The organism is Jeotgalibacillus sp. S-D1, assembly GCF_004358665.1.
Lineage (GTDB): Bacteria > Bacillota > Bacilli > Bacillales > Jeotgalibacillaceae > Jeotgalibacillus.
Genome location: NZ_SMZR01000003.1, coordinates 264,723 through 284,110 on the forward strand (window position 1 = coordinate 264,723; position 19,388 = coordinate 284,110).

Genomic DNA, 19,388 nt, shown 5'->3' on the forward strand with positions numbered 1-19,388 from the left:
TGACTTTAGTCGACTTTTTGTTTTAAGGCTGGTTGTTCAACTTCTTGTTTTTCACGATAAGCAAAGAGTGTGATTAAAAACGATGTGGCAAGAGCAACAAGAATGACGAGGATGTATTGGAAAAAACCATCTCCAATATAAAGCAGCAATCCTGGTAACATTGTAGATCCTGTTCCAGCTGCAGCAATCCCCAGGATGGAAGCAAGACCGCCTCCCACTGCTCCACCTAAACAACCATAGAAAAAAGGTTTCACTTTGGGAAGATTAATCGCAAACATAACAGGCTCAGTGATTCCAAAAAAAGCAGGAACAACAGAGCCAAACATATTAGAGCGTTTAATCTTATCTTTCTGTTGAAGAATTACGGCAATCGCAGCTCCTGCCTGACCTGCAATGGCAGCTGTACCAATTGGGTTTATCAGATCATATCCAGTTTCAGCTACCATTTTAACCGTAATCGGTACAATTGTATGATGCATACCAGTAATGGCTAACAACTGAATAGCTCCACCGTAGATAAATCCACCGACCCCGAATGGCAACTCAAAAAAGTACATAATGCCAGAAGTAATCAAATTTTCAATTCCTAAAATTAATGGGCCGATCATGACTAATCCTAAAACCAATGAAATCAATAAGGTGATGAATGGAGTCAAAATTAAATCTAATACATCCGGAACAATTTTACGTGAGCTTTTTTCAATACGCGCTGCAAGCCATCCCATAAAAACTGCGGGTAAAATAGAACTTTGCATGCCAGTGATTGGTATATCTAACCCCAAAACTGTAAGTAACAATGGATCAATTTCACCAAAAGATACTGCCCATTTGTCCGGCAGCTGCGGAGCAACCAGCATCAGCCCGAGCGTGACACCAATAACAGGAGATCCACCGAAATTCTTCATTGCTGACCAGGTTACAAGAACAGGTATGAATGTAAAAGCGGTATCTGTCAGCACTTGAGAGAGAATTATTATAGTATCTGATAATTCCATGCCGAATCCATTTACTAGCAGGCCACGAAGTCCCATCAGGAGACCAGTTGCAATTAAAACAGGAATGATCGGAATAAAAATGTCAGCAAATGTCTTAGTCAGTAGCTGTATCTTCGTTTTGTTGGAATTCACTTTCGGTTCTTTTTCGTTACTTAATTCTTCAGCCGCCCCTTCTTTTACTAATTCTGCAAATACCTTGTTTACGAAACCAGTACCTAAAATGATTTGATGCTGACCACTTTGAAAGAAATAACCGCTAACCCCTTCAATTAAATCCAATGCTTGCTTGTCAAGTTTTTGATCATCATGCAACTCAACTCTCAGTCTTGTGGCGCAATGTGACATCCGATAAATATTCTCTTTACCGCCGAGGGCTTCTAAAACTCTACTGGCAACTACTTTGGGGTTCTTCGCCATAACTTTTCCTCCTAAACTTAATAATTTAAGTGGAAACGTTTCCACTACAGAGTCTAAAATAAAAGCTAAGTGGAAACGTTTCCATTTCAGCTTTTTAAAAAAGCGACTTCATAAATCGCTTAAGTTGCTATTTATAATATCTTCTTATAAAAATAATGTCAAGACTTAATTATTTTGTTGATGTACCTTCATAAAATTCAACCGGCAAGACCAACTTGTCCTCAGTAGGTTGCTCATTAATAATGTTAATAAGCGCTTCAGTCGCTTTTTTAGCCATCATTTGGACAGGTTGCTTAATAGTCGAAAACGTTAACTCTTCTTCCTTGCTTGCTGTGATCCCATCGTAGCCGATTACCTGAACATCATCAGGAATCAATAGCTTTTTTTCCTGTAAAGTTTTCATAACAATTTTGGCCCATTTATCATTCATAGCAAAGATACCATCCACGTCTGCATGCTCATCTAAGAATTGAATGACATTTTTACGAATATCATCAACGGGTTCGTTCAGTTCGAGAACATGGTAAGAAATTTTTTGTCTTTTTGCTTCATCTTCAAATCCTTGACGGCGTTTCATCGATTCATTCTTAATATCCGATACGCTTCCTAGATAGGCGATTTTCTTACAATTCCTCTTTATTAACTCCGATGCTGCAATCCTACCTCCTTTTTCATTGTCACTTGTGACATAAACAACATTTTCTGTAAAATGTCGATCAATGCTTACAATCGGCAAATTGCTGGTAATATATTGATCAAGGTCTCGACTGTACGTAATCACAATTAGTCCATCGATCTTATTTTTTTCCAGCATCTCTATATAATTAATTTCATTCGTTACATCACTCTGGGAATTACATAAAATCATCTTATAGCCATTTTCAGAAAGTGTTGTCTCTACGTGATAGGCAAATTTCGAGAAAAAAGGGTGCCATATAGTTGGCACAATTAAAGCAACTGAACACGTCTGCTGCATCTTGAAATTTCTGGCCACTTCGTTCGTTTTATAATTCAATGTTTCAATCGCTTTTTCTACCTTCAGACGAGTAGATGGTTTTACAGGACCATTTTTATTAATAACTCTAGACACAGTCCCAAGGCCAACCCCAGCTTCTTTAGCTACGTCCTTCATATTAACCAATGTTTCACCTTCTCTAATCATTTTTATTGATAATAGTTTATCACAGATCGTGTAAACTTGAAGATGATCATTATTTAAAACCTGATTCTATTTCTACACGATCTAACCAATCAATGATTTGCGAAGAAATCTCGTGGTTGTTCTTATCGACCATCAATAAGTGGGAGTTTCCGTTAATCCCTTCTTCTGTTAGTTCCAACACTTCACCTGTACCGCCATTTTCATTAATCATGTCAACGGTCGTTTGGACCGCTTCCAGACGACTTACCTGATTACGTGATTCAAGGTAATCTCCGTAGACGGCAAGGTATGGGATTTCTGCGAATGTGTCCTCTACTTCCTCTTCGTCTGTTGGGGAACCCACTGGTTCAATCGCAATAAGCCCCTTAACCAAATCGGGACGTTGACGCGCTACTTCATAACCAATTTCGCCTCCCATCGAATGAACCATTAATAAAGCAGGTCCTTTGTCTTCTAGTAAAGAAATCATATTATCTACTTCTTGTGGATTAACCCGGGAAGTTCCTCCTCCACCAGCATCTTGTCCCTTTCCACCACGGACGTTTTCACTGTTGCCGGTAGAATCTGAGCCGCCTCCAGTGCTTATTTGCATGGGAATGCTCGCGTAGAATTGCTCAAAAGAGTCTGCGGGAAATTGTCCGTCTGGATAAGGTTCATCCGAAGCGGAACCTAATCCCCAGCGCTGCCAGATCGACTGAGAATCCCATTTAGACATAGAGGTGCTTGACTCTGATTCTGAAAGACCGGCACTAGCAAGATCTGAGGTATCTACGGTATAAACAGGATAGCCAGCTTGCGCAAAATAATAGGCCCAGCCATTACGATGATCTGGAGTACTCTCGTAAATGTTTGCCCCGAGCCCCAAGCCGGGAACCATGACCACAGGCGTATTGGCCGATTCATGAGGAATAAACGAATGGATCAGAGACTGAGTATCCTGGGAATCTCCTACGTAGAAATTATCCATCTCTTTGAGCGTGACGCTATCTTCACCCCCTGCGCCAGCATCAGATGAACCACTCGTATTAGTGGGACTTATTTTCTCTATAGTTTGGTTATCTTCTGTCTCCTCTTCTTCAGCGCTTGTATTGGTACAAGCACCTAGTACGATAAGGGCGGTCATAAATGTTGTGAATGTGAGTGATATTTTCTTCATAAAGATCGTAAAACTCCTTTTCTGTTTAGTGTTTATTGGAACTGTTCCAATTTAGGGGTCAGTTCAGCCCTCTTTATCCTTATCCATCATTCGGGGTAGTCACTTCACTTAACTATCACTTCTTTAAGTCTTTCCTTTACCATTTTCTCTTTGGTAAGGGTAATCTTCACATCGGAATTACTTGCGATGCTTTGGTCATGCGTGACTACAATGACGCATTTTCCTTCCTCATGGGCAAGCTTTTGAAGTAAGGTGATGATACTTTTGGCTGTTTCTTCATCCAAGTTCCCTGTTGGCTCATCTGCAACTATCAGGTTTGCAGGCGTAGAAATAGCACGTGCAATGGATACTCTTTGCTGTTGCCCTCCACTAAGCGTTAGAACTTTTTGATGAGCCTGTTCTTTTGTGATGCCTACTCTCTTCAGTAAATCAAAAGCGTATTGCTTTTTATTTTGATGCTTCACTCCTGTTATTTCCATTCCAGTTATTACGTTTTGAATAGCCGTCATGTAAGGAAGAAGATTATAGGACTGAAACACAATGGAAACATATTGGTTCCGAAATCTGGTTAAGCCAATTTTACTCAAATCAGTTCCTTCATATAGAATCTTCCCAGAACCAGGTATATCGAGCGCAGAAATCAAGGCTAGAAATGTGGTTTTCCCAGATCCTGATGGTCCCACAATGGTATAAAACGTACTCCTTTCAAATGTAATGTCCACATTTTTTAGAATAAACTGTTGCTTGGAGCCTTGTTTGTACCAATAACTTACTTGTTGTAAGGATAATAACTCACTCATAATGGACCTCCTAGTCTTGATTAGTTAAAATTGTTTTGGGATTCATCCGGAGAATACTTAAGACAGGTACAAGTGTTGAAACTATAATACAAAGCAATCCTATCCCAACCATCAATATGATATTTGCAGCGGTAACACCAATGGAAATTTCTTCTATGGTTTGGACGTCCTGGTTCTGGATATTGCCTCCTGCTTCCATTCCCCCCATCATTCCTCGCCTTTTAGCAAATGATTGTGGTTCGTCACTTTCTTCCGTAGCAGTAAGCTCTTGCTCTAGTAATTGGTTCCCCACTGCGTCTGCCACATAGTTGCCTGTAATAAGGGATAGACCCATAGCCAATACCGCTACAATCAATATTTCTACAATGAATTGTCCAACTAATTTTATTCGTTTCTCTCCAATGGCCAATAAAACGCCCATCTCATACTTTCTTTCTCGAATTGTCATCATGACAATCAAGCCTAAAATAATTGATCCGGCTATGGTAACAAGTAATACTATCTTGTTAGAGAAAGAAGATACATTTTCGATTGGTCCCATCATTTGTTGATAGAGCTGATCATTCGCATTTAAAATAAACGTATCAAAATCAATGGTGCTTTCACTTTTTGCTTCCTCAATGAACGCATCAATGTTTAAGGGATCATTTATATAATAGATTGCCTGATCAATGATACCTTCTTCTCCCTTGAGTTGATTTGCTACCTCTATCGGTACATAAATTGAGTTATATGGGTTCATCGATAAGATTCTTTCTGCTTGTGGAGGTACTTCTTCACTAGTAGAATAAATACCTTTGATTTCAAGCGTTACCGATTCTTCAGTTTCCTCTGATGTAACGGAAATTTCATCGCCTATGGACCAACCATTTTCAGATGCCAGATTTCCCTCCACCATGGTGACCTTTTTTCCTGCATCATCTGCTGTAAGGTGTTCTCCTTCTACAATTTCAGATTGGCCATTTATAAAAGAAGTAGCCGCATCACTATATAAGACTCCTTGGACATCCAAATCAGCATTACTGCCGTTCCCCATTCTGCCAGGCATTATGCTTCCTTGGTCTTGACCATCTTCTATTGTACTTTCTTCTCTCTCTTCTGCTCCGATCGCCGTGAAATCATTTGTCATGGCACTAGTCGCAGAATAAAAGTTAAATCCTTCCACATGCTCAGAATCAATAAGTGATTCTGCATCCTCTATATCTATGGGAATGGTTTGGAACATGGCTTGTTTTCTTCTCTCAGTCACTCCATTTTCCACCAGGCTTTGTCGATCGACCGTTAACGTGACATCTCCACCCAGTTCTTGTCTTGCCAAAATACTAGACTCCTCCGCAGCTGTCTGAATCGTTAATCCTGTTAATACAAATACTGATATAACAGCAAGTACTACGAGAAGGATAATGCTTTTTCCCTTTCTGACAGTTACACTCCAATACGCCCTTTTGATAAAATTCAATCTCCCACTCCTCCCATTTTTCACTTGAATAATTGGTTAAACCGTCATCCAATTTGATTAATCATTGACTCCTCTTTTTTAAAACAAGCTATAGTAAGTATTATGCGAAACAAAACTGATATGGTACTTAAAAGAAACTGAAAGTTAGCTGAAAATATATTACTATATGCCTTTTCCCCTCTATAAAGAGGTTACAATAACGATGAAAAGGTAAATTGAGAGAGGGACATTGGGATATGAATAACCAAAATATTAAAATACTGCTCGTAGATGATGAAAAAAATATTTTGCAATTTCTTGAGCTTGGTTTATCAAATGAGGGATATAAGGTAAAGACAGCTGCAGATGGAATTATTGCCATAAACCTTATACCAGACTTCCAGCCGCAAGTCGTCATATTAGATGTGATGATGCCTGGGGTAGATGGTTTTGAGGTGTGTAATATGATAAGAAAGAGCGGTGTCCAAACCTCCATCATAATGCTGACGGCAAGAGATGAGGTCGCCAATCGAGTAAAAGGCTTAAAAATTGGAGCAGATGATTACATCGTAAAGCCCTTTAGCTTTGAAGAATTATTAGCCCGTATTCAAGCCCGGGTCCGAAACCAATTTCCAAACCATTTCGGTGAAGTCATTTATGGTCCCTTTCGAATCGATGATAGAAGGCGAGAAATTGAGTACAGGGGCAATGTACTCTCCCTCTCTCCAACAGAATATGAATTATTGAAGTATCTCGTATTAAATCACGGGATGGTCGTGAGTAAGCTATTGATTTTAGATAAGGTATGGGGGTATACCTTTCAGGGAGAAGATAACATAGTAGAAGTCTACATCCGTTCCTTAAGGGAAAAGCTCGGTGATAAAAAGCATCAACTCATTCGGACGATTAGAGGGTCTGGATATAGGTTGGATTTATCATGATCCGTTTTAGGGAAATCCTACAAACACTTTCCCCTCCCTCACTTCGGTATCAGCTTCTTTCTAAAATGCTTATCATTCTCTCTCTAATTTTAGTAATGATCGGATTTTCCCAATATATAGTATTAAAAGACTTTTTATATAAAAATGAAGCTGAACAACTACGCGGGAAAATCTCGTCCGTTCCTATAGGAGCGTTAGGGGAATTTTCAGATCTTCCCGGCGGCAGAGAGCGCGGACATTTTTTCTTAGTTGAGAATTTGTCTCTCTCTCTTATACAAGAAGATGGAACGTACATCGACTTATTAGAGAACAATGGATTGGTATCTCCACAGCTTTCTGAAGCCAAGATTGATACAATAAAACAAAATTTAGTAAGTAGAAATAGGGAAGAGTATCACTTGTTTAAGGATGAAACCGGCACTGAACAGCTCGTCCTATTCCGACCGGCCTTGCGCAAACCAAATAGATTACAGAATGGAGAAGACGCAATATTACAAATGGGGGTCAGCACCGCTCCCTTGCAGCAACTATTATGGAAACATTGGCTAACCTTTATGATGCTGTCCATTTTTGCGATAGCAGCAGGGATCTGGATCTACTTCACTGTTATTAAAAAGACATTAGGACCTTTATCCAACATCGTATCATCTGTTCAGACTATTAATGCTTCCAACATGGCGTACCGAATCCCACAGAAGCAAGGACAAGAAGAAATAGATCTTTTATCTGAATCCTTTAATGATATGCTACAACGTCTTGAGGTTTCTTTTGGACAAGAAAGGGAAGCAAAGGAAAAAATGAGACGTTTCATTGCTGATGCTTCCCACGAATTACGAACCCCTCTTACATCTGTATATGGATATCTTGAGGTATTGTTAAGAGGCGCTGCACAAAATCCGAATCAATTGTCGATGGCACTTGATAATATGTACGGCGAAACGAAGCGCGTTATCAAGTTGGTAGAGGAATTGTTATTGTTAGCGAAATTGGATCAGACACCAGAATTAGAGCTTCAGTCAACTAATCTAACCGAACTCATCCAAGACATGAGTCCGCACTTAAGCATCTTAGCGGGAAAAAGAGTTGTGACGTTTCATTTGAATAATAATGTGTACGCAAAAGTGAACCCTGACAAAATGAAGCAAGTGATCTTAAACCTCGTTCAAAACGCGATTCAACATACAGATGCTATGCAAGGTAGAATTAATATTCGATTAGAAGTAAAGGAGAAAACCATTCATTTAAATGTGGAGGATAATGGATCCGGGATTGAAAAGGAAAAGCAACCTAATGTATTTGACCGGTTTTATCGAATTGATTATTCCAGAAATCGTGAATATGGAGGAACTGGGCTTGGGCTCTCTATTACAAAAGCAATTGTAGAGGCACACCAGGGGAAAGTTGATGTGGTCAGTGCTCTTGGTGAAGGGGCTAGTTTTGGTGTTTATTTGCCGTTAGAATGAGTCGTAAGATAAGGTTTTCCCACTATAACAATTTTTCGTAATACGGGCCAGAAAAATTTGCAGATAGTTCATTCGATAAGGTATTTTTCCCGCTTCCAGAGCCAATAATGGGAACTTTTTTGAAATTATCTTTTTCAAGTACTCCCTATCTTATTTGATTCTAAACTTATTCTCTAAATGCTTATCTCTTCCAACACTATAGGCGTTTACATTTCATCTTGAGAGGGTTTTTAGTTAATAGATCGTAATTTCTATTAACATTACTTGGAAAGGGTGAAATAGATGTTTTTCTGGCTCAGTTTTGTGTTTGCTATTGGGTTTTCTCTCATTCACTATAGCTCTAAGTATTTGGGGTTTATTAAAGAAAGGCCGCAAAGCAGAGTGTTATCGTTCGCAGGCGGAATTGCTGTGTCCTATGTTTTTATTCATTTGCTGCCTGAACTTAATCACTATCAGCAGGCCCTGGAGGAAAACCTTGGTGAGGGGGCATGGAGGTATGTCGAAAACCACATCTATATCATCGCGATGATTGGGCTTGCTGTTTTCTACGGCCTTGAACGGCTGGTGAAAACTTCAAAAAAGGAACAATCTGATCTGTCACCAGCTGGCGTATTCTGGATTCATATTTCTTCTTTCTTTGTCTACAATGCTGTCATTGGCTATCTCCTGATTCGGGAGGAATATGAAAGTCCATGGGGACTGTTTTTCTATTTTGTCGCCCTGAGTATTCATTTCATTACCAATGACCGTGCACTCAGAAGAGAACACAAGTTAATCTATGATCAGTATGGAAGAATTCTTTTAACCCTTGCCACCCTATTAGGCTGGGTCATCGGAGCTTTCATTGAGGTGAACGAGTTTACGATATCTATTTTGATTGCCTTTTTAGCAGGAGGGATCGTGCTGAATGTATTGAAGGAGGAATTGCCGGAGGAAAAAGAGAGCAGCTTTGCCGCTTTCAGCCTGGGTCTTGCCGGGTATAGTATTCTATTGCTGCTGCTTTAAACGGGCAGCTTTTTTGCATATAAAAAAGCACCCTGCAAAAGCAGGATGCTTATCGATAATTTGCGGCGTCCAGACCACGCTCCACAACGTGCTCCAAAAAGGAATGCCTGTCCGTCTTATGCAAATGAGCTCATCGCGTAATCAACCATAGCTCATTTACACAGCTGAGTCAATATTTTTTTACAAGTACAACCTATTCACCCAATGCCATTCGCAGCAGTATATATAAGAATATGTAGACTGCATATAAAGGCATTAACTTGAGTTGAAAGCGATCCACAAGCATTTGAAAATGTTTTTTTGTTAGATTTATAAAGAGTTGAGATATGGATACAATGGCGATACTTATAACCACCGAAATCCATATATTTAAATTAACATCTACAGGGATAAAGGCGATCGTTAGAGTTATTACAATAAACCACAAAAATCGCTCTGCTGGTTGTTCTTTTTTTCCAACAATGTCTGCTGATTTCACCAATTTATTTCCCCTTGTCCATTGAATGGTGGTTGCTCTATTAATAGAATTCCATGGAGCGAATGATATTCCTCTTTTATTTATTAAATAATCTTAAAAATACAGTTAACCGCTTACAATACTAAGGAAATGAATACCCCTTCCTATGCAAAAATGAAGAAGATACAAGCATATAGCTTTGACATTCACGGGAAAATACGGTAAATTACCATATGTACGAACATTTATTTAATCAACCAACTATAATATTCGCATTTAGGAGTGTTAACCTTTGGATAACGTATTTGATTATGAAGATATTCAATTAATCCCAGCAAAATGCATCGTAGACAGCCGTTCTCAATGTGATACAACCGTTACATTCGGAAAACATACATTTGCTTTACCAGTCGTTCCGGCCAATATGCAAACGATTATAGATGAAAACATTGCAACGTATTTAGCAGAAAATAATTATTTTTATATCATGCACCGATTCAATCCTGAAAAACGAGTTTCGTTTATCAAGGATATGCAGTCACGCGGGCTTATTTCGTCCATAAGTGTCGGCGTAAAAGAAGAAGAGTATGGCTTTATCACTCAGCTTGCGGAGGAACAGCTTGTTCCTGATTACATCACGATTGATATCGCCCACGGCCACTCCAATGCCGTTATTAACATGATTCAGCATATTAAAAAACACCTGCCTGAAAGCTTTGTGATTGCCGGTAATGTCGGTACTCCGGAAGCTGTAAGAGAACTCGAGCATGCCGGGGCGGACGCGACAAAGGTCGGCATTGGACCGGGTAAAGTCTGCATCACTAAAATCAAAACCGGATTTGGCACGGGCGGCTGGCAGCTGGCGGCACTTCGCTGGTGCGCGAAAGCAGCAACCAAGCCCATCATCGCTGACGGCGGCATCCGCACCCATGGTGATATTGCAAAATCTGTACGATTTGGCGCTTCCATGGTCATGATCGGCTCTCTCTTTGCAGGCCATGAGGAATCACCGGGTGAGACGATTGAAAAAGACGGCAAACTCTTTAAAGAATACTTTGGCTCCGCCTCTGAATTCCAAAAGGGCGAGAAGAAAAACGTCGAAGGCAAAAAAATGTTCGTTGAGCATAAAGGCGCTCTGCAGGACACCCTGACCGAAATGCAGCAGGATCTTCAGTCCTCCATTTCCTATGCCGGTGGAGACAAGCTTGAAGCAATCCGCACGGTTGATTATGTCATTGTGAAGAACTCGATTTTTAATGGGGATAAAGTTTATTAATCCTATATGCAAAGCTGTCCTTCTCTTTACAGAGAGGGACAGCTTTTTTATTTGATGTATTTCTAAATACAGCTCTATTCTGGATCAATTAGTTGTTCCGGATCAAAAACAATGGCTATAATATCATCTATTGAGATGAAGGCTACAGCAGCAAACCTTCGTCTCCCCTGAACATGCGTAACCGCAGTTGCCAGCGTAAGAATATTTCCTTTGACTTTAGCTATAAAGCCAGTTATAAAAGCGCCGTTACTAGTAATAACACCGATTCTGTCACCTACTTTAGATCTTAATAGATCTCTTATACGTGCGTTGCTTTCTAAGTTTAATTCCATCCTGCTCACCCCTTTTTTCCATCCTTTCTGTTAGAGTGGTATTCAGCTTTCTCCTATATCGAATCACCTTCGTTGGTAAGACTGACAATTTCCACAAGCGAAACGAATACGATGGGGGATGCAAACGAATAACCCTGCAAGCGGGTAACTGCCCGCGCCAGAATTAGCGTGTCATTTTCCGTTCCAGCCACTACCCCGGATATGCCATTACCGCTTGTTAACAAAACTTCCACTCTTGATCCTAACTGGACTCTTATTAAATCTTTCAACTGTTTTACAGCATCATTCTTCATATACTTCACCTCTATTACTCTCTTAACTTTTTGGATCTTCTAATAGAATATGTTCGGATGAAAGATTGGCGTAGGCAAACTGATGGTTTTACGTATTATTTTGCCTGCTGTATAGGCATTTGCTTTCTCTTTTTTTTACTATTTTCATAATCTATAAAGGAAAGGATGGAGAAAATATGAGTGGAATTCAACGTGCGGCTTTGGTTTTAATCATCATCGGTGCTTTAAATTGGGGACTTATCGGCTTCTTCCAGTTTGATTTAGTAGCTGCTATTTTTGGCGGACAAAGTGCGGTATTATCACGTGTGGTTTATGGCTTAATTGGGATTGCAGGTTTGATCACCCTTGGTTTGCTGTTCAAATCTAAGAAGTATTAAGCTTAATAAAACCGTACCGCCTGGCGGAATCCTGCGGTTATTACGGTGCACATTTCATCAAAAATCAAAAAAGCATCATTCGCCTCAATGGCAAATGATGCTTTACAATGTTTATGCAGTGTATTCCGGCTTTTTATGCTCAAGGCTGAGCGATTTTCTTGTTGAATGCTCAAGCTCGCGTATTAGCTCCGGGTTTTCAAGCATGGAGATCCCATACGATGGAATCATTTCTTTAAATTTTGGCTCCCACTCTTTTATCTTGTTCGGGAAGCATCTTTTCAGCACCTCAAGCATGACGGAAACAGAGGTTGATGCGCCAGGTGAGGCGCCGAGTAAGGCTGCGATCGAGCCGTCAGCTGAGCTGATGACCTCCGTGCCAAACTGAAGCGTGCCTTTGCCGTTTTCTGTATCTTTAATAACCTGTACACGCTGTCCTGCTGTAACCAGCTCCCAGTCCTCGCTTTTAGCATCGGGGACAAATTCTCTCAGGGCTTCCATACGCTGTTCTTTTGACAGCATAACCTCACTGATCAGGTATTTCGTCAAAGACATATTCTTCACACCTGCAGCGGCCATCGTAATCAGATTATTTGGTTTGACTGAAGTTACTAAATCCAGATTGGAGCCCGTTTTTAAAAACTTAGGAGAGAATCCTGCAAACGGCCCGAAAAACAGTGATGCTTTATTGTCAATAAACCGTGTATCCAGATGAGGAACGGACATTGGCGGTGCGCCAACCGGTGCCTTGCCGTAAACCTTCGCATAATGCTGTTCCACGATTTCCTTCTTATGACAGACAAGAAACAGTCCGCTTACCGGGAATCCGCCAATGGATTTCCCTTCCGGAATACCCGATTTTTGCAGCAGATGCAGACTTCCTCCGCCTGCTCCGATAAAGACGAATTTTGCCCGGTGATATTCCAGCCTGTCCTGTTCAAGATCTCTAATCTTCAATTCCCAGGACCCATCATCTGCCCGTTTCATTTCATCCACCTGATGCTTGTAATGAACAGCTACGTCTTCATTTTCCAGATGCGTAAACAATTTTCGTGTTAACGCTCCAAAGTTCACATCGGTTCCGGAATCAATTTTTGTGGCAGCGATTGGCTGATCGATCGTACGGCCATTCATAATTAACGGAATCCATTCCTTCAGCTTTTCCGGATCATCGGAAAAGTCCATTCCTTCAAAGAGAGGATTATTTGAAAGCGCTTTAAATCTGTTCTTCAGAAAAGTAACATTTTTCTCACCTTGCACAAGGCTCATATGAGGCAATGACATAATAAACTCCTGTGGATTACGCAATAAATTGCTGTCCACAAGATAAGACCAAAACTGCTTTGACACCTGGTATTCCTCGTTTACTTTAATCGCTTTTGCAATATCAATTGAGCCATCCGGCATTTCATTAGTATAATTAAGCTCGCACAATGAAGAATGCCCAGTCCCCGCATTATTCCATTCATTCGAGCTTTCCTCGCCAGCACCCTCAAGCCGCTCAAACACCTTAATGTTCATATTCGGTGCCACCTGCTTCAGCAAGGCTCCAAGCGTCGCGCTCATAATACCGGCTCCAATTAAAATAACGTCTGTTTGCTGATGTTTATTACTCATTTTAACCGTCCTTCGCTTAAGATGTTATAAAATCTGCATACCAAACTTTCTATTACATAAAACAGTATTTGTAATCACAATATTCTATATTCTAGTGTATCACTATGATTAATTGATGAACATAATTTTTTCTGATATCGATTGGTTATCATTTATATAAAAGTAAATATAATACGATTAAAGCAGCTGAATTTTCCCACTCTGCAGATTGCTTAACTCTAATAAAGCTAAATTAAATTAATATAAATTAGTGTTTGCCACTTAACCTAAAATGATAAAGTAGTCATATACCAATTCTATAGAATTTGAAAGTTTTAAAAGTTAGTTTAAGTGCATATCGCTTTTAAGATGGTGCAGAAAAGTTTTACTTATAGGAGTGACTGAATTGAAAAAGCAGGTAAAAGTAGTAGCTGCTGTAATTGAAAATGAAAAAAATGAGATCTTGTGTGCACTTCGTTCAACAAGCATGCTCATTCCGAATATGTGGGAATTTCCAGGCGGTAAGGTGGAAAAGGGAGAGAATCTTCAGGAAGCGCTAGAGCGGGAAATTACAGAAGAATTGCGCTGTGAGATCAAGGCACATGAAATAATTAATGAAAACATACATGAATATGACTCCTTCATTATTCAGTTGGTTTCCTTAAGAGCAGAGTTGATAAGTGGTATCCCAATAGCGATAGAGCATGCAAAGCTGATCTGGCTGCCCCGGGAAAACTTACCCTCACTTCTTTGGGCACCAGCTGATATTCCTGCAGTTGAGGAGATAATGAAACAGGAGCACATACCCACGGAAAAAGGCTAAGGTTTTATATACATTAAGTTGGGACATGCTTATTTCGTTGTACCAAAAATGTGCTGTTGGTATTTACCATGAAACATATCAAGTAAAAGGCGGGAATTATGAATCTGTGTATGTGAATATGCCAAAACATGGATTAGGAAAAGCTGTAAGTCGTACCCCTATCTCTTCAGATGTGGATTCTGCAAGGCAGCGGCTGCGCTCCAAAGAATAATGCATTCTTATTAAACTTAAAATAGAATAATAAAAAGCTTGCCTTCTTAATTCGAAGGACAAGCCTTTATTAAATTCTATTCCCTGCTCTTTTCCACAAAAAACATCGAAATAGCCCCCAGCCCTACATGCGTACCAACCGCGACTCCCATCTGCATCACATGAATGTCTCCGGTAAAATTCGTCTCTTCCCGGACTTTTTCTTTAAGGGTTTCGGCTACAGTGCGGTCAGAGGTATAGCCGATGATGATAAATTCTGTAACCTCTGGATCGTTCCTTTTGATAAATTGCTGAACATAATGCTTGAGAACTCTTTTGCGGCCTCTTTCTTTTGCCACGACAGTTCCTGTCCCATTTTTCATGGTCATGATGGGCTTTAATAGAAGAAATTTGCCGATGATGGCGCTTGCATTTGAGATCCGGCCGCTTTTGATTAAGTGATTCAAGTCATCTACCGATAGAAAGTGCTTTACTCTTGTTTTGTATGCTTCAGTAAATTCTACAATTTCGTCAAATGGCGCTCCCCGTTCTCTCATCAGAGCGCTTTTCATCAGCAGCCAGCCGCTGCCGTGGCTCATGCATTTTGAATCGACTACATGAATCCTGACCGGGGAATCCGGCATTTCTTCGTAGAAATAGTCTTTTGCTAGCTCCGCTGATTGATAGGATCCACTCGTTCCGCTCGACATACAGATACATAGAATCTCTGTGTACCCTTCTGCAACGGCTTCTTTCATGATCTCTGCATATTCCGATGGACTTGGCGCTCCTGTTGTTGGAAACTCTTGCAGGCTCTCCACCATTTCATAAAATTCATCTGGTTTAATTTCTACGCGGTCTCTGTAGACGTTACCTTCGATTTTTATGGTTAGGGGTGCCAGGCTTATGTTGTATTGGTCAAGTACTTGGTGCGATAGATCACATGTTGAATCAGCCATTATTTTGATCATTTTACCCTCCAGAATAAATACGTGTAACACAATTATAGCTCACACAACCCCTGCAAACGGTTTCTTATCGCACATTTTGATGGCTTTTCAGGGAATGTTTCACATGGAACATTTTTCGATCAAGATAAAAAAGCACTTCAGCAGGATGCTTATTGCATCTCGCTGAAGTGCTTCTATTATACTTATTGGTTTATTTTAATTGACTAATAAATGGACCGTAATCACGTGGTGAATGCTGAACGGAAAGCCATTTTAATGTTGTGAATTCTTCCAGTACCCATTCGCCGTTAAAGCGTCCGAGACCAGAGTCTTTTTCACCGCCAAACGGCATATGCGCTTCGTCATTTACCGGCTGGTCATTGACATGAATCATACCGGTGTGAATTTTATGGGCAAATGAAGTGCCTCGTTCAATATTGGATGAATGAACGGATCCACTCAAACCAAATGAATAATCATTGACCATGTCAACGGCTTCCTCTTCACTGTCAAACGGGATAAGAACAGCAACCGGACCGAATATTTCATTTTCTGCTATAGGCATTTTGTTTGTTGCACCGGTCAGCACGGTCGGCTCCAATACATTCCCATCTGCCTGTCCGCCAAGACGAATTTCCGCTCCCTGCTCTACACTTGCTTCTATATCCTTCAGAATCCGTTCAACCTGATCACTGTTGATTAACGGGCCAACATTGGTAGATTTTTCCTCAGGATCTCCGTACTTCAGGTTTTTCGCAAGCTCAAGGAACCGTTCAGTGAATTCTTCATAGCGATCCCTGTGAATGAGAATCCGGTTAAGGGACATACAGATTTGACCCTGATGATAAAACTTTCCAAATAAGGCTGATTCAACCGCCTGTTCAATATCTGCATCCTCGAGGACAACTAGCGCATTATTCCCCCCAAGCTCAAGAGCGGTTTTCTTAAGGTTACGTCCGGCAAGTTCCCCGATGTGTCTTCCCACTTCTGTTGAACCGGTAAACGAAATCAGGCGTGGCGCTGAGTGAGTCACCATATCATCACCGATTTCAGAGCCGCGTCCTGCCACAACATTCAGCAACCCTTTTGGCAGACCGGCTGCTTCGAAAATACTCGCAAAAATCAGCCCGCCTGTCACAGGTGTATCGGTAGCCGGTTTAACGACCACCCCGTTGCCTGTCGCTATGGCCGGCGCAATAGAACGCATGGTTAGGTGGAAAGGAAAATTCCATGGGCTTATGATGCCTATTACACCAAGCGGATTACGGTACACACGGTTTTCTTTTCCCGGTGTTTGAGATGGCATAATCTTGCCTTCCATGTGAAAAGGAAAGCCCGCCGCTTCTTTTACAATATTAATCGAAGCCCCGAATTCGACCTCTGCTTTCATCGCTGTGCTGCCGCTTTCTTTAATCAGCCAGTCGATAATCAGCTCTTTATTGTCTTCCATAACCGTGACGACTTTTTCCAATATCGCCCGCTTCTTTTGCGGAAGCTCCTTCTGCCACTCTGCCTGGGCACGGACTGCGGCCTCGTACGCCTCATTCAGATCATCTTTATCTCCAGCCTGAATGGTCACAATCCCTTCCCCGGTAAATGGATTGACGTTCTCCACCGTTTTATCGCTGCTTCCTTTTTTCCATTCTCCATCAATATAGATACGTGAAAAATCCGTATTTATCATAAGACATTCTCCTTTATCATGTAGCGAGTTTTTAGCAGGTGGGGGATTTTCCAACCCACTCTGCAACTTTTTATTTCTATTAACTAAATAATTTAAGTGCGAATTTTAGGTTCGCTAATATATTTCTTTTAAACTACTTACCCTTTTGACCAAACATAAAACGTTTAAAGAATCTCCCCTTTAAACTGAATCCGCATGAACGGCTTACTGAGAGTGCTAAGCACCTTTTTAATCCGTACCCTGTAGACAATGGTGACATGAATTGTAGAATATGTCATAATAAAAGTGTTTTAATATGCAACAGGTTAGGAGTCGAACTGAATGAAAGCAATGTTAATCGCACCCTACAGCGGAATGGCGGAAGTGGTGAAGCAAATGACGCTGCCGCCGGACGTTACAGTGGATGTCAGAGTGGCCAACCTGGATGAAGGGGAAGACTTTGCCCGTCAGGCAGAGCTCGAGGAATATGATGTACTGATCAGCCGCGGGGGAACCGCTTTGACGATTGAAAAAGCTGTTTCACTGCCCGTAATTAATATTGATATAACAGGCTATGACATGCTACGTGTGTTTACATTAATTAAAAATATGAATAAAAAAGTTGCGATGGTTGGATTTTCTTCAATCACACAAGGGGCTGCCACGCTATGCAGCATCCTGGAATATGACATTGAAGTGAGAACGGTCCATACCCGTGAGGAAGTCAAACCGCTATTGGAAAAGTTAAAGGCCCAGGGCTATCAGGCGGTTATCGGGGATGTGATTACCGTTCAGACAGCCGAGGCCGCCGGCATTCCCGGTGTGCTGATTACATCCGGAAAAGAAGCCCTGCTACAGGCGGTAGAGGAGGCCAGACGAGCATTTATGCTGGCCAAAAAGGTGAAGCATAATTTTACTCTTCTTCACGAAACCTTTTCCCACTTTCCTTATCCAATGGTTATCTTAGACCAGGATTTGTCCATTCGCGAAAAAAATGACGCTTTTATCCGGTTAGCGGAAATGGAGGAGCTTTCATTTTCTTCTATGAAACGGACGGTTGAAGATTGCATAACGGACAATGCTACGAGATGGATTGAGTTTACTGTGCGTCAGCGTTCCTATATGGTTCACGTCTTTCGGGTGAACAGAGACACCGCCGGGCTGATGTTCTATCCAGTTGAAGGCTTGAAAGAAACAAGAGCTGTTTCCATTCAATATGATGTGAAACCGATGGCCTTAATAGGAGAAAGTCCATATACGAAAATGTTAAAAAATCAGTTAAAACAGCTTGCTTATCAGCGCACCCCTGTTCATATTATCGGGGCAGCAGGAACCGGCAGATCAGCCGCCGCCTTGCTGCTCCATGCAGAACGCTTTGAATCAGCTGCACCATTAGTATCAGTTGATGGCGCACTAATCGATCAAAACAGTTTTGCCATTTTGGAACAGATGCTGCTTCCGATTCAGAAAGGCACGCTGATCATCCACCACTTGCAGGCGGCAGACCAGGGTTGGAGAAAACAAATAAATGAATTGATTGGGAGATTGTCATCCGATATTCAGGTTATATCAATTGATGAAACGACCTACACGGAGACAGAAGAAGCCGAAGTACTTCACCTGCTGCCGTTATCCGAAAGAAAGACGGACATTCCAGCATTTGCTCACTACTTTTTAACTTCCTTTCATATGGAAAGCGGCAGTGAAACACTAGGCATAAGGCCGGAAGCGATGGCCTTCTTTCAGCAATACCACTGGCCCGGCAACTTGCATGAGCTGAAGCAGACGATTCATGAATTAAGCAGGCAGGCCTCCGGGTATTACATTGAAGAATCGTCTGTTAAAAAGCTGTTAGATGCTAAACATTCACTCGCTTCCCCTGGCCATCTTCAGCCAACGGGAACGCTAAAGGAAATGGAAAAACGCATTATTGATCAGGTTCTTCATGAAGAAAACGGTAACCAATCCCGGGCGGCTAAACGCCTTGGCATTAACCGTTCCACCTTATGGCGTAAATTAAATGATTGAATTGTCGAAGACCCTAAACAAGGGTCTTCT

19 protein-coding genes are annotated in these 19,388 nt (G+C 41.1%); 8 read left to right on the top strand and 11 right to left on the bottom strand.

The window, feature by feature from the left end:
* Nucleotides 1-5: 5 nt before the first annotated feature.
* The 5 genes from E2R51_RS12095 to E2R51_RS12115 form a co-directional block, all read right to left on the bottom strand.
* Nucleotides 6-1,412 (bottom strand): PTS transporter subunit EIIC, encoded by a 1,407-nt coding sequence (locus E2R51_RS12095; RefSeq protein ID WP_133377333.1) that lies wholly within the window; start codon nt 1,410-1,412, stop codon nt 6-8.
* 169 nt (nt 1,413-1,581) lie between these two features.
* Nucleotides 1,582-2,544 carry a LacI family DNA-binding transcriptional regulator gene (locus E2R51_RS12100; RefSeq protein WP_133377334.1) on the bottom strand — a complete coding sequence of 321 codons (963 nt, stop codon included), beginning with the start codon at nt 2,542-2,544 and terminating at the stop codon, nt 1,582-1,584.
* Between the two features lie 79 nt (nt 2,545-2,623).
* On the bottom strand, nt 2,624-3,730 hold the full coding sequence (locus E2R51_RS12105; protein ID WP_133377335.1) for an alpha/beta hydrolase family protein: 1,107 nt from the start codon (nt 3,728-3,730) through the stop codon (nt 2,624-2,626).
* A gap of 104 nt (nt 3,731-3,834) precedes the next feature.
* Entirely contained in the window at nt 3,835-4,530 is a 696-nt protein-coding gene (locus E2R51_RS12110) for an ABC transporter ATP-binding protein (RefSeq protein WP_133377336.1), read from the bottom strand.
* A 10-nt stretch (nt 4,531-4,540) separates the two neighbouring features.
* Nucleotides 4,541-5,989, bottom strand: coding sequence for an ABC transporter permease (locus E2R51_RS12115; protein WP_133377337.1), 1,449 nt, complete (start codon nt 5,987-5,989; stop codon nt 4,541-4,543).
* Between the two features lie 236 nt (nt 5,990-6,225).
* Here E2R51_RS12115 and E2R51_RS12120 point away from each other — a divergent pair, with 236 nt between their 5' ends.
* The 3 genes from E2R51_RS12120 to E2R51_RS12130 all read left to right on the top strand — a co-directional run bounded on the left by E2R51_RS12120 (nt 6,226) and on the right by E2R51_RS12130 (nt 9,377).
* The gene (locus E2R51_RS12120; protein ID WP_133377338.1) at nt 6,226-6,909 is read left to right on the top strand and encodes a response regulator transcription factor; all 684 of its coding nucleotides are present in this window, start codon (nt 6,226-6,228) and stop codon (nt 6,907-6,909) included.
* A gap of 65 nt (nt 6,910-6,974) precedes the next feature.
* Entirely contained in the window at nt 6,975-8,372 is a 1,398-nt protein-coding gene (locus tag E2R51_RS12125) for a sensor histidine kinase (protein ID WP_240733065.1), read from the top strand.
* 282 nt (nt 8,373-8,654) lie between these two features.
* The gene (locus E2R51_RS12130; protein ID WP_133377340.1) at nt 8,655-9,377 is read left to right on the top strand and encodes a hypothetical protein; all 723 of its coding nucleotides are present in this window, start codon (nt 8,655-8,657) and stop codon (nt 9,375-9,377) included.
* Between the two features lie 193 nt (nt 9,378-9,570).
* On the opposite strand, the gene E2R51_RS12135 is transcribed toward E2R51_RS12130, so the two are convergent.
* Complete coding sequence (locus E2R51_RS12135) at nt 9,571-9,855, bottom strand: hypothetical protein (protein ID WP_133377341.1); 285 nt, start codon at nt 9,853-9,855, stop codon at nt 9,571-9,573.
* Between the two features lie 271 nt (nt 9,856-10,126).
* Between E2R51_RS12135 and guaC the strand changes: the two genes are divergently transcribed.
* The gene (gene guaC, locus E2R51_RS12140) at nt 10,127-11,110 is read left to right on the top strand and encodes a GMP reductase (protein ID WP_133377342.1); all 984 of its coding nucleotides are present in this window, start codon (nt 10,127-10,129) and stop codon (nt 11,108-11,110) included.
* Between the two features lie 74 nt (nt 11,111-11,184).
* On the opposite strand, the gene E2R51_RS12145 is transcribed toward guaC, so the two are convergent.
* Nucleotides 11,185-11,442: a hypothetical protein gene (locus tag E2R51_RS12145; protein ID WP_133377343.1), complete on the bottom strand. Its 258-nt coding sequence runs from the start codon at nt 11,440-11,442 to the stop codon at nt 11,185-11,187.
* A gap of 53 nt (nt 11,443-11,495) precedes the next feature.
* Nucleotides 11,496-11,735 (bottom strand): hypothetical protein, encoded by a 240-nt coding sequence (locus E2R51_RS12150; RefSeq protein ID WP_133377344.1) that lies wholly within the window; start codon nt 11,733-11,735, stop codon nt 11,496-11,498.
* Nucleotides 11,736-11,911: 176 nt separating this feature from the next.
* On the opposite strand from E2R51_RS12150, the gene E2R51_RS12155 reads away from it, so the two are divergent.
* Nucleotides 11,912-12,112: a DUF378 domain-containing protein gene (locus tag E2R51_RS12155; RefSeq protein WP_133377345.1), complete on the top strand. Its 201-nt coding sequence runs from the start codon at nt 11,912-11,914 to the stop codon at nt 12,110-12,112.
* 111 nt (nt 12,113-12,223) lie between these two features.
* Here the strand turns inward: E2R51_RS12155 and E2R51_RS12160 are convergent, their stop codons facing one another.
* Nucleotides 12,224-13,726 carry a malate:quinone oxidoreductase gene (locus tag E2R51_RS12160; protein ID WP_133377346.1) on the bottom strand — a complete coding sequence of 501 codons (1,503 nt, stop codon included), beginning with the start codon at nt 13,724-13,726 and terminating at the stop codon, nt 12,224-12,226.
* 385 nt (nt 13,727-14,111) lie between these two features.
* Between E2R51_RS12160 and E2R51_RS12165 the strand changes: the two genes are divergently transcribed.
* Both E2R51_RS12165 and E2R51_RS12170 read left to right on the top strand, forming a co-directional pair.
* Nucleotides 14,112-14,528 (top strand): (deoxy)nucleoside triphosphate pyrophosphohydrolase, encoded by a 417-nt coding sequence (locus E2R51_RS12165; protein WP_133377347.1) that lies wholly within the window; start codon nt 14,112-14,114, stop codon nt 14,526-14,528.
* Nucleotides 14,529-14,553: 25 nt separating this feature from the next.
* The gene (locus tag E2R51_RS12170; RefSeq protein WP_133377348.1) at nt 14,554-14,739 is read left to right on the top strand and encodes a monooxygenase family protein; all 186 of its coding nucleotides are present in this window, start codon (nt 14,554-14,556) and stop codon (nt 14,737-14,739) included.
* Between the two features lie 76 nt (nt 14,740-14,815).
* Here the strand turns inward: E2R51_RS12170 and E2R51_RS12175 are convergent, their stop codons facing one another.
* Nucleotides 14,816-15,688 (bottom strand): DegV family protein, encoded by an 873-nt coding sequence (locus E2R51_RS12175; RefSeq protein ID WP_133377349.1) that lies wholly within the window; start codon nt 15,686-15,688, stop codon nt 14,816-14,818.
* Nucleotides 15,689-15,878: 190 nt separating this feature from the next.
* On the bottom strand, nt 15,879-17,348 hold the full coding sequence (locus E2R51_RS12180) for an aldehyde dehydrogenase family protein (protein WP_133377469.1): 1,470 nt from the start codon (nt 17,346-17,348) through the stop codon (nt 15,879-15,881).
* 324 nt (nt 17,349-17,672) lie between these two features.
* On the opposite strand from E2R51_RS12180, the gene E2R51_RS12185 reads away from it, so the two are divergent.
* Nucleotides 17,673-19,358: a sigma-54-dependent transcriptional regulator gene (locus E2R51_RS12185; protein WP_133377350.1), complete on the top strand. Its 1,686-nt coding sequence runs from the start codon at nt 17,673-17,675 to the stop codon at nt 19,356-19,358.
* Nucleotides 19,359-19,388: the final 30 nt, after the last annotated feature.

Excerpts from the sequence above, each read along its gene's own strand:
- E2R51_RS12185 (WP_133377350.1), top strand. The coding sequence starts at position 17,673 with ATGAAAGCAATGTTAATCGCACCCTACAGCGGAATGGCGGAAGTGGTG.
- E2R51_RS12145 (WP_133377343.1), bottom strand. The coding sequence starts at position 11,442 with ATGGAATTAAACTTAGAAAGCAACGCACGTATAAGAGATCTATTAAGA.
- E2R51_RS12160 (WP_133377346.1), bottom strand. The coding sequence starts at position 13,726 with ATGAGTAATAAACATCAGCAAACAGACGTTATTTTAATTGGAGCCGGT.
- E2R51_RS12105 (WP_133377335.1), bottom strand. The coding sequence starts at position 3,730 with ATGAAGAAAATATCACTCACATTCACAACATTTATGACCGCCCTTATC.
- E2R51_RS12100 (WP_133377334.1), bottom strand. The coding sequence starts at position 2,544 with ATGAAGGACGTAGCTAAAGAAGCTGGGGTTGGCCTTGGGACTGTGTCT.
- E2R51_RS12120 (WP_133377338.1), top strand. The coding sequence starts at position 6,226 with ATGAATAACCAAAATATTAAAATACTGCTCGTAGATGATGAAAAAAAT.
- E2R51_RS12130 (WP_133377340.1), top strand. The coding sequence starts at position 8,655 with ATGTTTTTCTGGCTCAGTTTTGTGTTTGCTATTGGGTTTTCTCTCATT.
- E2R51_RS12110 (WP_133377336.1), bottom strand. The coding sequence starts at position 4,530 with ATGAGTGAGTTATTATCCTTACAACAAGTAAGTTATTGGTACAAACAA.
- E2R51_RS12170 (WP_133377348.1), top strand. The coding sequence starts at position 14,554 with ATGCTTATTTCGTTGTACCAAAAATGTGCTGTTGGTATTTACCATGAA.
- E2R51_RS12150 (WP_133377344.1), bottom strand. The coding sequence starts at position 11,735 with ATGAAGAATGATGCTGTAAAACAGTTGAAAGATTTAATAAGAGTCCAG.
- E2R51_RS12125 (WP_240733065.1), top strand. The coding sequence starts at position 6,975 with ATGCTTATCATTCTCTCTCTAATTTTAGTAATGATCGGATTTTCCCAA.
- E2R51_RS12095 (WP_133377333.1), bottom strand. The coding sequence starts at position 1,412 with ATGGCGAAGAACCCCAAAGTAGTTGCCAGTAGAGTTTTAGAAGCCCTC.
- E2R51_RS12175 (WP_133377349.1), bottom strand. The coding sequence starts at position 15,688 with ATGATCAAAATAATGGCTGATTCAACATGTGATCTATCGCACCAAGTA.
- E2R51_RS12155 (WP_133377345.1), top strand. The coding sequence starts at position 11,912 with ATGAGTGGAATTCAACGTGCGGCTTTGGTTTTAATCATCATCGGTGCT.